This is a genomic window from Synechococcus sp. MU1651, from assembly GCF_023630635.1.
Lineage (GTDB): Bacteria > Cyanobacteriota > Cyanobacteriia > PCC-6307 > Cyanobiaceae > Parasynechococcus.
This window is the reverse complement of the sequence record NZ_JAKUHJ010000024.1, coordinates 1-16,305: the sequence shown is the minus strand read 5'-3', so window position 1 is coordinate 16,305 and position 16,305 is coordinate 1. Positions and strand designations below refer to the sequence as shown.

The 16,305-nt window shown below is 48.6% G+C and carries 6 protein-coding genes; 1 reads left to right on the top strand and 5 read right to left on the bottom strand.

What is annotated here, in order from left to right; all coding sequences use genetic code 11:
• Positions 1–368: 368 nt before the first annotated feature.
• Positions 369–5,801 (top strand): cadherin-like domain-containing protein, encoded by a 5,433-nt coding sequence (locus NCN05_RS12180; protein ID WP_250398264.1) that lies wholly within the window; start codon positions 369–371, stop codon positions 5,799–5,801.
• 2 nt (positions 5,802–5,803) lie between these two features.
• Here NCN05_RS12180 and NCN05_RS12175 read toward each other — a convergent pair whose 3' ends face one another.
• The 5 genes from NCN05_RS12175 to NCN05_RS12155 form a co-directional block, all read right to left on the bottom strand.
• On the bottom strand, positions 5,804–6,112 hold the full coding sequence (locus NCN05_RS12175) for a hypothetical protein (protein ID WP_250398263.1): 309 nt from the start codon (positions 6,110–6,112) through the stop codon (positions 5,804–5,806).
• Between the two features lie 16 nt (positions 6,113–6,128).
• Complete coding sequence (locus tag NCN05_RS12170) at positions 6,129–8,900, bottom strand: VCBS domain-containing protein (protein ID WP_250398262.1); 2,772 nt, start codon at positions 8,898–8,900, stop codon at positions 6,129–6,131.
• A 37-nt stretch (positions 8,901–8,937) separates the two neighbouring features.
• Positions 8,938–11,532, bottom strand: coding sequence for a beta strand repeat-containing protein (locus NCN05_RS12165; protein ID WP_250398261.1), 2,595 nt, complete (start codon positions 11,530–11,532; stop codon positions 8,938–8,940).
• Between the two features lie 272 nt (positions 11,533–11,804).
• Entirely contained in the window at positions 11,805–12,098 is a 294-nt protein-coding gene (locus NCN05_RS12160) for a hypothetical protein (protein WP_250398260.1), read from the bottom strand.
• A gap of 84 nt (positions 12,099–12,182) precedes the next feature.
• Complete coding sequence (locus tag NCN05_RS12155; RefSeq protein ID WP_250398259.1) at positions 12,183–16,100, bottom strand: beta strand repeat-containing protein; 3,918 nt, start codon at positions 16,098–16,100, stop codon at positions 12,183–12,185.
• Positions 16,101–16,305 lie beyond the last annotated feature (205 nt).

Below are 16,305 nucleotides of genomic sequence, written 5' to 3'. Positions count from 1 at the left end.
TGTAGAAAATCTCAGTCTCTTTGGGGCTTCTGCCCTGGTATGGCTTTTCGGTATATACGTATTGATTTGCGCTGAAATTATTGATTAGTATTGCTTATCTTGATGCTCTTTCTCTGGCTTTGTTCTGCGACTCCAGAGGTTGTGTTGCTCCAGCAATACAACGCAGTCTTCTTTGAAACGCTAGTTGTGCCCTTGTCTTTGAACTTCTTTGATGCCAATTATTGCCTTAACTACATTATATCAATGTATTATCCACGGCTCTGTCTATACAAATACCCCTTAGAACCCCTGCCACCAGTGGCTTTTACGTGTTGTTGTTGTCTTCTTTCTGCTGCTAGCTTCTGACTAATGGCGACTTTGTTGGGAGCATGGCCCTAACAACTATCCCTAGCAGCCCTTCTGTCCTCTATGGCAGCGGCAGTGGGGAGAGCTATGGTTTTGCCCCGGGAACAACCTATGTCTTTGGTGGTGGTGGAAACGATAATTTCCTGGCTAGTACAAGCTATACCGCTCTTTATGGCGGTTCCGTTCAAGATTACGCCTTCACAGTTTCAATAGGTGATGGCGGTAACGAGATTCTCTTCATTGAGGATCTTCGAGTCGGATCGCCAGATGGTGTCGACCGTTATGAGGGAGAAGGCTCACTGGGATTCGGATTTGATTCAAATTCGATCGCCGCAAACCAAGTCTTGGATCTTCGATCCTCTTCAGACCTTAGGGACGCTTTTCCTTCTGCACCTAATAATTTACCAACAGCAGTTGTAGATTCGATCAGCTTGTCGGAAGATCAAGCCCTCGAGTTTAATGTTGTGGCTAACGACATAGACTTAGATTCAGACTCTTTGCGTGCCATCGCGGTTTATAATCCACCTGGTAATTCTGGTGTAGCGACTTTAGATTTTTCTGGTGATATTACATATTCAGCAATTGGCAGTTTTGATTATCTAAGTCCTTCTCAATCTTCGACCGAATCCTTCACTTATATTGTCAGCGATGGTCATGCAGGATCTGACGAGGGTTTTGTAGATGTAACTATTACCGGTGCTAATGATGTCCCGGTTGCCAGGCCTGACCAGATTACTTTAAGGCAAGATCAGGCTAGAACATTCAGCCCTTTACTCAATGACGTAGATGTTGATCAAGTTGACTCTCTCCGCATTGTCGACGTCAGCGGACAGCCCGGTAATCAAGGCCTTGTTGAGATTAGCGATGATGCATTAAGCCTCACCTACACCGCTTCTGATCGTTTTGATAGCCTACCAGCCGGACAGACTGGCTTTGAATCTTTTTCGTACACAGTTGAGGATGACTTCGGTGCACGTGCTCAATCGGAGGTTAATGTAACTATTGTCGGCATTAATGATAAGCCGTCGGTCATTGATGACTCTATTAGCCTAACGGAGGACCAGGCACTTAAGTTCGATCCTGCGGTCAATGATACTGATATTGATCAAGGACAGACAGTCAGGCCGAGCGCTGTAACTCAGCCTTCCGGGAGCAATGGCACCGTAGTTGTTGATCATGATGGCAATATTACATATTCTGCAATTGGTAATTTTGACTATCTTGGCTCAGGAGATACTGCTACAGAAGTTTTCTATTACACCGGTGTTGATGGTTACGGTGGAAGCGATTCAGGCTTAGTCAATGTGGTTATTGAGGGTGTTAATGATGCGCCTATCGCCCAACGTGATCAAGTCATTGTAAGCGAGGATTCAGTTCTAACCTTTAATCCCTCTGGTAACGATATTGACCTAGATCAGGCTGACAGCCTCCGTACCGTAGATGTATTTAATCCTGCTGGCAATAGTGGTAATGCATATTTATTGGATGGACAAGCAGTTTATGAAACCAATTCTGCGTTTGAATCCCTGCCTGTTGGTGGACAAACGACCGAAACTTTCTTCTACGAAGTATCCGACCAAAACAATAGTGTGGATCAGGGACAAGTCGATGTAACGATTAAGGGTGTTAACGACGATCCTGTTGCTGTCGCTGATTCAGTTCTAGTCTCAGCGAATAGTATTATTGAGATTGATGTTACTTCAAATGATACTGATATAGATGCGGGCGATAAGCTGAGTGTTTTGAATGTTGTCAATCAACCTACAAACAAGGGCCAGGTTTCCTTTCAGGCTGGTCGCGTTATTTATAATCCCGTTGATCGTTTCGATGATGTTCCCCTCGGTGGATCGGCCAGTGAATCATTTGAGTACACCGTAACAGATGGCAATGGCGGCTACGATGTTGCTTCTGTTACCGTCCAAATTCAAGGCGAGAATGATAATCCAGTATCTAATCCTGATAACTATACTGTAAATCAGGGTGAATTTATTTCTGTCGATCCAGCATCAAACGACACTGATATTGATAGGGGTGACACACTTGCTGTTATATCTGCCTCAGGCAGAGTCGGATCAGGTGGAGGTGTGAATGTAGATTCTTCGGGTTCGGTAATTTATAGTGCTAGTAGTGGTTTTGAATATTTAGCTCAAGGAGAAACTACAACAGAGACATTTGACTATACAGTTTCTGACCAGCATGGTTCAACCGATCAAGGGGAGGCGATTGTTACTGTCGTTGGTGTTAATGATAGCCCCGTCGCATCCGATGATCAAGTTGTCCTTTCGGAAGAACAGATTCTTGAAAACGCCAATACATTATTGCTTGCTAATGATAGTGATGTAGATAATAATTCTCAGCTCAAGGTCTCAAGTGTTGAGGATAATAGTTCTAACCGCGGTGCTCTTGATTATACTTCAGAATCAGGTCGTGTTATTTACAATCCTGTTGGTAAATTTGATCATCTTGCTGAGGGAGATCAAGAGTTCGCTACGTTTAATTATTCTGTTTCAGATGAGTATGGTGCTACGCATGAAGCTCAAGTTAATGTCACTATTACCGGGGTGAACGATGCCCCTGTTGCTAATTCAGATAATATAAGTCTTTTTGAAAATGAATCTCAAACATTTAATCCAGCGGACAACGATACTGATGTTGACTTAGGTGATACACGTCGTGTTACTTCAGTCACTAATCCTACCTCAAATTTTGGAACTGCAATCTTAGATCCTGTCACAGCATATGTTTCCTATACCACCGGGTCTGGATTCGACTACCTGGCTGAGGGAGAGCAAGCGACTGAAATTTTCACCTATACGGTTGAGGATCGCTTTAATGGTACCGATCAAGGAGATGTGATTGTTACAGTCACTGGTGTTAATGATACGCCTGAAGCTGTTAACGATGTTCAGTATGTGAACGAGGACTCAAGCAAAGTATTTGATCCAACATTAAATGATCGCGATGTTGATAATGGCGATGTCCTGCACCTAGCATCAGCTCATTTGAATTCTGGTGCCCGAGGAGAAATTGAAATACTTGCCAATGGTCAGATTCATTATGACTCTTCCAACAAGTTTGATGAATTACCTCAGGGAAGTAGTGCAACCGAATCTTTAACCTATGCGGTTAGTGATCAGATCGGATCTCAAAGTGTTGGTACTGTTGATATTGTGATCACTGGTGTTAACGATGCTCCCGTTTCCAGGCGTGACATCTTGGAGTTTATGGAAGATGTAAATCAAGATTTAATCTCAGAGACACTTCTAGCAAATGATTCTGATGTCGACTTGGGCGACTCAGTTTTTGTTCGTGAATATGATCAAGGTTCTGTTAGGGATTCTGTCCTTGCTTTACAGGAAGGAAAATTATCTTTCAGCCCTTCCGGATATTATGATGATCTATCTCAGGGAGAGATCGAGAATGCTTCCTTTACATACATAGCTGAAGATTCATTCGGTGCTTTATCTGATCGTACCACCGTCGATGTCGCTATACTTGGTGTTAATGACACGCCCCAGCTCAAACAATATTCGGATTTATCTGTCAATGAATCTGGTTCGGTTGATGAGATTGGAATAGCTGATGTTGCCTCGGACATTGACACAGGTGATGTAATTCGTTTCGATGAGCCTCAGCAAACGGCTGCAAATATTGAAGGTTCTAATGGGGGCCGATTTATTGTTTCGCCAGGAGGAACTAAAATTTCTTTCTCCCCTGATGGGGATTTTGAATATTTGTCAGATGGTCAAACTGCTGTTTCCTCTTATCAATTTACGGTTTACGATTCATTTGGTGCATCTCAGGACGGCGTCCTTAATGCTGTTGTTACTGGCGAGAATGACTCTCCTCAATTATTGAATGATTATCCCATACACTATCGAATAGGTGAAGATTTTACATCTACGATCATTGATCCAGTTGCTGATGGTCAGGTTTTTGATGTTGATCAAAGCGATATCCTCCAAATTAATAATATTGATGCGGTCGCCCTCTCTGGCCTTTTTCTAGATCGTACCTCTAACTTATCCAGCCTTATTATTAGCAAAGCGTCTTCTGATAATTCTCACAATGATATTTTGATCGGTGACTATGGTTATGACTCCTTCGATCTCCTGGACCAAGGCGAATCGCTTTTTCAAGATGTTACTTTGACCTTTGTTGATCAGGAAGGTCTTGAGGTTAATGCCGATGTACGCCTTGAGATTCAAGGCCGTAATGATGCACCAATTCGTCTTAATGGAGAGTTTACAGACCTTGGCCTGCAACCTTTAACTACTGCTACAAGAATTACTCAAGATCAACTCATGGATTCGTCATTTTTTGATGTTGATGATGATCCTCTTTTTGTCTCTGATGTTGTTGTTGTTTCAGGTGGTGGAACAATTACATCTGTCGAAGGTGAACAGGGAGTTTGGGAATACATGCCGGACACTGCTGGTGACGTCTCGATTGCATTTACTGTTACCGATGGTGATGCCGATCTTGCTGCAGTTGCCAACTTGGTTGTTGTACCACCCTTTCTTGGAGACGCTGCCGATCGCTATGTGATGTCTAGATCCGACAGTGGTTATTGGCAGGTACAGGAATATGCTTCTGATCAACTTGAGGTAGAGATAGGTGATGCCATTATTTTGAATGATGGCCGTGGTAATTCTTATGGAGATCAGTTTTTACCTGAGGGTTATACTCCCGTTGGTTTTAATGCCGTACATGTGAGTGGTGATCCTGATTCTGATTCGCTGCATCAATGGACCTTTGATTTAGTTTTGCGTGGCGATGATCCTGTTACTGGAGATAGTGGTTATCGAGTTCAGTCTTTTGTTGAAATGGGTCTCAACTCTAATGGCCAGAGAGAAGCAACAAGTCTCCGGAATGACGAGGCTATGACTTCTTCAGACGTTGTTTTGTTGGAGACGGAGCTCTTTAAAAGTTACTCTGATGAGGACAATTGGAAGCAGGTTGATATTGATGGAGATGGTCAACTTGGCTTGGATTTTGGTGGTGATGTTTTGGCGCAATCAGGTGATATTAAGGTTATTGATGCTGGACCTGCCATGCTTTTGCACCGTGAGCAGGTAGATGTTGATCAAAATGGCGAGATTGACTATGCCCCGGTCAATCTGTCCAATAGCAGTATGCTAACCAATTCTGATGGTACAGAAGTTTTTGAACTTAATGGTTTCCAAGCAGCCGCTGTATCAAACTTTGAAGGCTCTAATCAGGTTATTTTTGCAGGTGGTTCCGCATCAGCTCCGGAATATTCGTCGCAAGCCTTTGATGAAAATGGTTCCGCACTTGGTGTCAATCAAATAGTAACCAGTCAGGATTTTGAGAATGCTGCACAGCTGGGTCAGTTGGCTGATCAGAAGCAAGATGATTTTGTTGCTGACCTGGCTGATACCTCTGATCTGTCTTCAAATGTCTCCATTGATATAAGTGACGAGGCCTCCGTTTAGTTTTAAATTGGATCTAGGACTGGTAGTAATTGTTGGTGGGATATCTTGCATAGCCAATAATCTTCGTCTGGACTTAACTCACTTGACTTGAGTATTCTCCCGAATTCGTCTACTGCCACAATTCCTTTTACTACATTTGCCTGTATCGGCTTTAATTCAGGCCTTTCATTTGACATTGCTTTCATTAAAATCTGTGGATCTTCTGGTATGGGAGTTTCTGAAAACTCGGATATCAGTGATTCACCGTCACCTAGATTCCAGCAGAGAACTCTAAGGTGCCACATTACTTTCCAAGTGATTTCACGTGGCATGACTAATCGATTGGAATTATACGATTGTAGTATCTGTTTGAGGTGCTAACCCCGAGTCAACGGGTGTTGCTGCCTCTGTCTCAACTGCGACAATAGTGCTTGTACTTTCCTGTTGTTCAGCTGCGCTGACCTGACTGCCAAGTGATGTCGCATCACTGAAGGACTGAGAATTTGCAATGTTTGCAGTGCTTCTCGTATTAATGCCTATTTGTATACTTTCGCTTGTGATATCAGACGCGTTTCCATCTAGGCTTAGGTTAGTAATTGTACGCGATCCTTGACTCCAATCTCCATTTGAGTCGAAGAGTAGATCGCCTGTATCTGTTGCGTAGGCTAATCTTGCGTTTGTGTGTGTTCCAAGTGAAAGAATATTTCCCATTGTATCGACAATCATTGACTGGCCGGTATTAGTTGTTTCTTCATTTTCAATCTGATTTGCGCTTACGAATTCCAAAACCGTTCCTTCGTCAAGCCCCAATAGGCTGTTGCTGAGTACGATTGAATCACCTTCAGCAGCGTTAAAATCATTAATCTGATCACTACCGCGAAGCATATCGACCGCTTTGTAGATAAATTGATCTGCTCCAGCTCCTCCTTGGATCATGTCATCTCCTACGCCTCCTTGAATGACATCGTCTCCTGATCCTCCTTGCATCTGGTCATTGCCGATACCACCGCGAATCTCAGAATCGTTCGAAGCACCGTTAATACTCAATTGGTCTGCTCCAATTCCACCATCAAGAATTGAGTTCTCGCTTGCTTCTAATGCAATTTCGTCATCACCAATTCCTGCTTCAAAGCTGCTATTATTTGCACCCCCTGTGATTTGATCGTTACCAACGCCAGTATCAATGATGCTGTCTACAAAGCCTCTCGTTTCTGACAGACCATCACCACTGGCATTTCCGATAACAACGTCATCTCCTGTTCCTGTAATTACAATTGAATTGATCATTCCCCCACCAGCTACATTCAGTGCTTCCTGTTCATTCAGCATTTCAAACTGACTTATTGAACTTGTTGCAGTAGCTTCAATATGGTCGTTGCCTGAGCTTGTTGTGATTGAGGCATCCTTTACTCCGACACTGGAAAGCTCGTCAATCTCTTTTGTCTCTATATTATCCCAGCCATCAAGCTGTACATTTAGGTCGGCATTGCCACGGATTGTGCTCCCATCTTGATCATTGCTGCGTATATTCGTGTCTTCGACGGCTACAGCCGTGGCACTTACCTCACGCATTTCATCAGCACCCCCCACATTTGATCCCAGATTTGATGCTGAAATGCTGGAACTGACTTCTGCTCCAATCGTGTTGCTATTACCGTTGGTTGTGATGTCTGCATTTTCAATTCCGACAGATTCTGCCTTAATATTTCCTAAAATAAGCTCTGAATCTTCACCCCCGATTACGTCTGCTTCTGCGCTCACCTTTGCATAAGGATTTCCTGAAACTGTTATTGCTTGGTCAGCAAACTCTGTTCCTTGAAGTCCGTAAGCCGTTGCGTCTGCTTCAATCGTGGAAATAATTCCAGCATCGCTTTGTGCTTCTGCTGACGCATCAATCTCGATATCAATATCTCCTTTACCATCAGTGTGTACGCTTACGTTTTGCAAGCCGATTGCGATTGCATCTGCATCAGCTTCTGAACCTAGTGAGCCTGCTGCATCTGCATTTGCAAAAGCATCAATATCAATGCTGCCTCCATTGGTGCTCGTGAGTTGCAGCAAACCTGCTGCATCAGCGTTGAGGAAGGCATCTAAAGTCCCCTCGTGCTCAATAGCTATTGCATTGGCTTGTGCAACAGCATCTGCGACGTTATCTTCTGTCAGATTAAAGGCTTGATCTACCGCTTCGGCGATAGCATCTGCACTTAAATCAAAACTTCCACCAGCCCTTAAAAGCGTTTCGTCTGTTTGGATAGCTAGTGCATTTGTTATTGCTTCTGCACCTGTGAATATATTCGGATCATCGGCTCCGTGCAGTGTAATTGATATCGTTTCTACTTGCCCATCAGTTGTCGATACTTCAAAGTTTTCAATTACTGTTTGCCCAGTAGTCAGTGTGTTGAATAGTTCATTTTCTTTGTCAGGTGTGTAAACCCATTCAACATCCTTTGTGTTTCCACCCACGAAACTAAATGTTCCGTATTCACCCTGCTCTCCGTTGTAAGGGAGCAGTTTTGTTCCGGATGGTTTATCAGGCGCATCCGTTGTATCTGGATCGACAACTGTTATAACTCCTCTTTGGCTATCAGTTAGGCCCTCAATAACTTTTCCAGTTAGAATGCCATCGATGCTTGAGAGATCATCTTCTCCGCTTACTGCAATATCAATTTGATATTCGGCTCCTTGGCTGTCTTCTATTAGATAAGTATCAATTGCGTATTCGCCGCTATCTAGGCTTCGTCCAGGCTGGTAACTCCAAGAACTGAATCCATTGCTATCCGGTGCTGTTATGCTGAAAGCCCCAAGGCTGCTTGGTGCGTAATTCTCTGGCTGTAAATCGGCCCAGCCTTCTCCGTCAATATCGTTGAAGCTTAGGGATCCTGTGCGGCCGTTAATATCTCTTTCGCTGACTTCTAGCGTCAATCGCGGAGGTGAATTGCTTTCACTTGAGTCCTCCTCTTCTACTGCATCTATTTGTACGATTGGTGAATCATTAATGCTTTCGCTTTCGGCTTGGATTCCTGCTATTGCATTGTTGATGAAGTTATTGTTTCCCTCTGGAAAATCATCATCTATTCTGAGTTCTTCTTGCGGTTGAATTGTTAGCGGTGTTTGAGTCATTGTTTTGTTGGTTAAGGGACAATCTTCAGTAGTGCGTTTAGCTTTCTGTGGTGCTGCTGGCCCTTACGACCACGTTAGAACTGAAGGTTGCATCCCCTTCGACATCCAGAGCATCTACTTGAACCCCTACAGCTGTAAGTTTTTCGTCTGCTGTCGCTATTCCTTGTACTGATGAGGCTTCAGTAAAGCTTGTGTGGCTCATGACGGAGCTCACCGATACATCGCCGGCTAATTCATTGCCTTCCCCGAAGAATCCAATGCCCAGTAACGATTGGTTGGTACTAGCTGAGGCATCACCCTTCACCGTTTTGGCCGTTGTGTTGAATTCATCCAGTAAGACGGATGTGAAGGCTGCATCACTTTCTAGATCCAGCCCGTTGAGTTGCATGCCAGCCAAGCTGTAGGCATTCCCTAACCCCTCATTGTTGCTGCTAATGGCATTACCTTCGATGTTGTCTGCACTGACGTTGGCTTTTGCTGAGGTCTGTGTTGCGAAACTGGCGATCCCTCCTACTTCGAGTGCTTCGCTAATTTCGAGAGTTAGTACTGAGAGATCTGTTGTAGCTTTTGCTTCCCCGCTGCTGTTTGTTTCTGCTGTGATGTTGGAGACATCGATCAAGCCAATGCTTTGAATGTCTGCGTCGCCACCAATGCGGGCATTTTCCATCTGGAGCCCAAGAGCCTCCAAGTCTGCTATCGCAATTGCTTTTCCATCTGTATTGGCTGCGGATACATCGGTCTGTAGGCCGCCTGTGGCACTCAGTGATGCATTTCCTGCTGCATCGAGCCCTTGATCATTGGCTCTGTTCTCAAGATTGATTGCTTCTGCCTTCAGTTTGGCTTTTGCGCTTGCGAGATCTGAGTCACCATCTCCATTGCCATCAATCCCATCGCCAACCGTCGTAGCTGTTATGTTTCCTGTGTTGACAGCTGTTGAAGTGACATTGAATTCAGCTTCCGATTCAAAGGCGCTTTGGTAGATACCAATAGCATCGCTGATGCTTATAGCTTCGGCTGTTTCGCTGATGCTCTGTGCAGTTACATCTCCGTCACTGTTCGTGGCAGCTGTAATGGTGGTGTCACCACCAACGCGAATGACGCTGTTATCCACAGCGATGTTGCGCATGGCTGATGCCTCACTGCCCACCATGGCAATTGCATCGTCATGGACTGATGTGGCATCAACTATGGAGCTGCTGCTGTTGGTTGCTTTGACTGTTGCTTGATCGCCTACCTGCAGGTTGTACGTTTGCAAGCCAACCCTGTTGGCGCCGATGGCTTGAGACGTGGCCTCACCCGCTGTGGATTCAGCAGTGGTGTTTGTTGTGTTGGCTACTTGGCCTGTCACATTGCCAACACCATTGACAATCAGGCTCTGCAGGTCAACACCAAACTGATCCCCGCCTGCACTGGAACCTGTTGTTGCTGTTGCATTACCTTCGGCACTGTTGGCGGTGACTGTGTTGCTGTTGCTAATGGTGCCTGTTACTGAGCCGTCGCCCTTTACATTCAGCTGTGCTGATGGGTTGTTCTCGTGACTGATGCCTTTTGAGTTCTTGATTCCTGCACTCGCATTGACATCGCCACCGCTGACGTTTGTTGCACTCGTGTTGTTGTTGAGTGCAACGGAGCCACTGATAGCTGCGTCTCCGCCCACATTGAGCGTCGAATTTCCAAGACGTGCACCATCGATAACCTCACCGTTATTGCTGGCTGTGGCAACACCTGTTGTGGTGTTGGCTTCTGCTGTGGTGCTTAGAGTTGTCTCGGCATTAAGTGCTACATCAGCGCTGAGATTTTGAACGCGACCAGCTGCCGCTTCTGGTTCGTCTTCACCTGCGGTTGTGTCGTCTTCTGCTGCAGTAGTTGCCGGCGCCGTTGGTTCTGTTGATGTGAGTTCAAGCGCTGCCATGTCGACGGCACTGTTGCTCGCATCGGCAGATCCTGTTGTGGCAGCGGCATTTGCATTTGAGCTGGTGCTTACTGCTGCACTGAGGTTGGCGTTATCGCCTGCAGCAACCTCGTCAAGACGGATGCCACGTGTCGTTGTGACTGTGTTGCTTGCAGAAGCACCGTCTTCAGGCTTGGTGTCAGCAGTGGCATTGGTTACTTCTGCGGTGCTGCTGAGCGTATTGTTGGCGGCACCGGCCAGGTTGAGCTCTCCTTCTGCAGCACTGGTGGAAACATCAATGCCAATGCTTTCTACGAGATTTGTTGAAGCCTTGGAATCTCCACCCGTGGTGGCACTCTCTGCTTGAAGCTGCGTGTTGACGTCGCCGTCGATTCTGTTGCTGCCGTCAACCTCAATGGTGTCGGCTTCCAGCGCTGTGGTCCGTTCAACCTCGCTTCTTGCAGAGCCATCCCCAGTTACACCAGTGGCATCGGCACTGACTTCAAGCAGATTTTCGACATCGACCGTCGCGCTACCGCCTACGTCCAGATTGCTTGTTTTGAGGCCTTCTGCAGTTTTGAGATGCGATTTGGCATCGCTTGTTCCGTCTGTCGATGAAGCCTTTGCGGCAACTTGAGCGTCTATCCCTGATTCGAGAGAAGCATCTGCGCTGACCTCAAGCGTGTCAGCGACGAGACCTTGGAGTAGCTCGATCTCCTGCCTAGATGTGGAGTCAGCCATCGAGTTAGGGGACAGAACGCCCAGTTGGTTGCTCTAAACGTAGATCCAACGGTGCAACCTTTTCACGCAATCCCCCCTACATTGGTTTCTAGGTGTTGCAAGAACCCTGTAAGGCAAAGCGATTGCGGGTTGTTAAGTATTACTTATTGAACAATTGGTATCTACTGAGGCACACCAAGATATACATCATTTTTGTATATTTTGGTATTTATCTGTATTTCGGGCAAATAAAAAACGCCCCCGGATGGAGGCGTGAATGGTTTTTGTGTGGATCAGGCGCATAGCGCACATAGGGCCATCAGCGACTCATCGTCAGAAGAAAGGAGTTGATCAAGGCAGAGAGAGGCTGATTCCATGAGGTCATCTGATATGAGGACAAGGTAGTCAGCTGCCTCTCCCAGCACTTTGGACATGATTTTCAGGATCTGTTTGACCGAGACGGAAAGTCCGGCAAGCAGGTCTTGAAGTTCCGAAGCGGCATTGCCGATCAGATCCTCAATTTCCGACTCGCTGATGGGATCGAAATCAATGTCGATCCCCTGCACTGTGGATGAATTGAAGTCCATGGCATGGAACTCGGTTGATTGACCGGAGCCCGCTGTTGCTCTAAGTGAGCTTCATGCGTGCTCCGAATCATTCGTCCGATTTGATTAGACGGCGGCTGTGCTGGAACCGCCGACGGTGCTGGAATCAGCAGCGGAATCGACGCTGACGCTGGATGTGAGAACCGCATCGCTAGCGATGTTGATGTTTCCACCGTCAAGGCCAATGGCATCAACAGAAGCCGTTGCGGAAGCATCGCCGCTTACGGAGCTGGCTTCCACAAAGTTTGCATCCTGAGCGATGGCACTGATGGATCCAGTGCCGCCGAAGTTGATCGCCATGTCCGCCATGCCAACGAGGCTTTGTGAGCCATTGGCTGTGGCGTCAGCGGCTGTGGATTCAGCAGAGGTGCTGAAGTCGCCAAAGGCAGTACCAAGAACGGTGCCATCGCTGGCGCCATTGAGGACTGCGGTGTCGATGCCACTGATGTGGTTCGTCAGGCTGGTGCTTGAGAGACCAGAGGTGGCCGTCGCGGTGCCGTCCACAGATTCAGCGGAGACATCAGCGGTGGCCTGTGCCTGGCCGGCCAGATCCAGAACGCCGCCCACATTCTTCATGTATGAACTGTGGACGCCAGTTGCATCGAACTCGCCCGTGGCAACGCTTGCCCCACCTGTGCTGGAGGCGGAAACACCACCGTTGATTACACCGGTGCCGGAGAGGGTTCCGTCAGAAGCGCTGGTGAAGATGCCAGCGTTCAGGCCCATGGCATCGAGGTTGCCAGTGGCTGTGGATGCACTGCCGACGCCTGATGCAGAGGCATCACCTGTGACGTTGGCACTGGTGCTCAGGGTTCCAATTCCACCGGCATTGAGGTCGATGCTTTGGATGCCTTGAGCATCGAAGGTCATGTCGGCAGTGGAGATGGCGCCGCTTGTGCTGGATGAATCCGCACCACCGACGATGGTGGAGTTGGAGCTGACCATGGCATCAGAGGAGGTGTCCATGTCGAGTCCGCCTGCGATACCCACGCTCTGCTGAAGAGCAGAAGCATCGGTCGATCCAGTCACGCTGGATGCGGAAGCATCAGCGGTGCCTTGAGCAGTTGCAGCCAAGGTGCCAATGCCGCCGATGTCCAGGGTGAGGCCTTCTGCGAGACCGGTAACCATCGAGTCTGCATTGCCAGCATCTGCAGATGCAACACCACCGGTGCTGGAAGCAGATGCGTCAAGGTTGCTGAAGCCTTGGGCTGTCAGTGAGGCGTCCGAAGCCACATCGATTTCCTTGGCAACCAAACCTGTAACGGCTTGTCCAAGGCCTGCATTCGAAATGGCATTGTTTCCGAGGCTTCCCACATTGGAAGCGGATGCTGAGGTGTCGAGTTGTGCTGCTCCTGTGATGTCGGCAACTCCGCCAACGTTGAGGTCTGGAAGCAGAGCACCAACTGCGCTGTCATCCTTGCCAGCGTTAGCTGTTGCACCTGAAGCGGTACTGGAGGCATCGGCACCCAGGGAACCGATGGCCATACCGGAAACGCTGGCGTCAGAAGCGATGTCGATAACCTCGTCTGAGCCGATTAAGCCAGTTGCCGCATCAGATTGAGCAACTGCTTTGGATAAACCGCCTTCAACGTTGCTGGATGCAGCGGAGAAGTCAAAGTTGGCTTGACCAGTGATCGATCCAAGTCCACCGACAATGACTTTGCCTTCACTCAGGTCAGCACCAGTGATGGTTGTTGAGGTGGATTTGGCCTCAGCTGCTCCGTCGGTTGTCCCTGCAGAAGCTGCTCCAGAGATGTCAGCAAAACCTTGAACACTCGCGTCGCTTGCAATGTTGAGCTTGCCGTCGAGATCCAAGCCTTCCGACAAGTCAATTTTGCTTAGGCCAAATGCTGCCCCAGTGACGTTGTTTGCATCAGCATCAGAGGCGAAAGTGGCTTGAGCTCCGATGGTGCCAATTCCACCGATCTTGGTGTTGCCGAGCTCAGCACCTTGGATTGACTCAGCAGTTGCCTTGGCAGTTGCCGAATCGCCGAAGGTTGCTGCTGCGCTAGCTGCGTTGCTGACTTCAGCGATACCGGTGAGATCACCATCGGAGCTGATTTTGGTGGTGGATGCTTCCAAGCCTTGCGTGTCGCTAAGACTGGCGAGACCTTTAGCTTGGCCCTCAACGGTTTCTGCAGAGGCAGAACCGGCTACGGAGCTTTGACCGAGGAGATCACCGACGCCACCGATCTTGGTGGTGGAGAGATCAGCACCAGTTGAGTCATCAATTTCGCTGGTGGCGAAGGCGTTGCCGGTGGTGGATGCAGCACTAGCGACGTTGTCGAGACCAGCGATACCGGTGAGACCACCATCGGAGCTGATTTTGGTAGTGGATGCTTCTAAACCTTCATTGTCGTTGGCAAACCTGGCGAGACTTTCAGCCTTGCCCACAACGGTTTCTGCAGAGGCAGAACCGGCTACGGAGCTTTGACCGAGGAGATCACCGATGCCACCGATCTTGGTGGTGGAGAGATCAGCACCTTTGGAGTCATCAATGTCGCTGTTGGCGATGGCGTTGCCGGTGGCGGATGCAGCACTGGCGGCGTTGTCCACACCAGCGACACCGGTGAGACCACCATCGGAGCTGATTTTGGTAGTGGATGCTTCTAAACCTTTATTGTCGTCAAGCCTGGCGGAACCTTCAGCCTTGCCCACAACGGTTTCTGCAGAGGCAGAACCGGCTACGGAGCTTTGACCGAGGAGATCACCGATGCCACCGATCTTGGTGGTGTAGAGATCAGCACCAGTTGAGTCATCAATGTCGCTGGCGGCGAAGGCGTTGCCGGTGGTGGATGCAGCACTAGCGACGTTGTCGAGACCAGCGATACCGGTGAGACCACCATCGGAGCTGATTTTGGTGGTGAATGCTTCTAAACCTTCATTGTCGTCGGTAAACTCGGCGAGACTTTCAGCCTTGCCCACAACGGTTTCTGCCGAGGCGGAGGCGGCAACAGTGCTTTGGCCTTGGAGGCTACCGACGCCACCGATCTTGGTGGTGGAGAGATCAGCACCAGTTGAGTCATAAATGTCGCTGATGGCAAAGGCGTTGCCGGTGGTGGATGCAGCACTAGCGACGTTGTCGAGACCAGCGATACCGGTGAGACCACCATCGGAGCTGATTTTGGTGGTGGATGCCTCCAAGCCTTCCGTCTCGTCGAGCTTGGCGATACCTTCAGCTTTGCCCTCAACGGTTTCTGCAGAGGCAGAACCGGCTACGGAGCTTTGACCGAGGAGATCACCGACGCCACCGATCTTGGTGGTGTAGAGATCAGCACCAGTTGAGTCATCAATGTCGCTCTTGGCGAAGGCGTTGCCCAGGCTGGATGCAGCACTGGCGGCGTTGTCCACACCAGCGACACCGGTGAGACCACCATCGGAGCTGATTTTGGTGGTGGTTGTCTCCAAGCCTTCCGTATCGCTGAGCTTGGCGAGACCTTCAGCTTTGCCCTCAACGGTTTCTGCAGAGGCAGAACCGGCTACGGAGCTTTGACCGAGGAGATCACCGATGCCACCGATCTTGGTGGTGGAGAGATCAGCACCTTTGGAGTCATCAATGTCGCTGGTGGCGATGGCGTTGCCGGTGGTGGATGCAGCACTGGCGACGTTGTCGAGACCAGCGATACCGGTGAGACCACCATCGGAGCTGATTTTGGTGGTGAATGCTTCTAAACCTTCATTGTCGTTGGCAAACTTGGCGAGACTTTCAGCCTTGCCCACAACGGTTTCTGCCGAGGCGGAGGCGGCAACAGTGCTTTGGCCTTGGAGGCTACCGACGCCACCGATCTTGGTGGTGTAGAGATCAGCACCTTTGGAGTCATCAATGTCGCTGGTGGCAAAGGCGTTGCCGGTGGTGGATGCAGCACTAGCGACGTTGTCGAGACCAGCGACACCGGTGAGACCGCCGTCGGAGCTGATTTTGGTTGTCTCGAGGTTTAAGCCGTCGAGCTCGTCGAGCTTGGCGAGACCGTCAGCTTTGCCCACAACGGTTTCTGCAGAAGCAGATCCATCAAATTGAGCTTGTCCAAGAAGATCACCGACGCCACCGATCTTGGTGGTGTAGAGATCAGCACCTTGGATTTTGTTGGCGAATGATTCTGCTTCTGCGTCGCCATCGGTGGTTGCAGAAGAGGCGCTGTTGGTTAAACCAGCCAGGCCCTGGATACCAGCGTCTGAGCTGACTTTGATG

What these genes read in the sequence shown, in the direction of transcription:
- NCN05_RS12170 (WP_250398262.1), bottom strand. Translation starts at nt 8,900, where the DNA reads ATGACTCAAACACCGCTAACAATTCAACCGCAAGAAGAACTCAGAATA.
- NCN05_RS12175 (WP_250398263.1), bottom strand. Translation starts at nt 6,112, where the DNA reads ATGCCACGTGAAATCACTTGGAAAGTAATGTGGCACCTTAGAGTTCTC.
- NCN05_RS12165 (WP_250398261.1), bottom strand. Translation starts at nt 11,532, where the DNA reads ATGGCTGACTCCACATCTAGGCAGGAGATCGAGCTACTCCAAGGTCTC.
- NCN05_RS12160 (WP_250398260.1), bottom strand. Translation starts at nt 12,098, where the DNA reads ATGGACTTCAATTCATCCACAGTGCAGGGGATCGACATTGATTTCGAT.
- NCN05_RS12180 (WP_250398264.1), top strand. Translation starts at nt 369, where the DNA reads ATGGCCCTAACAACTATCCCTAGCAGCCCTTCTGTCCTCTATGGCAGC.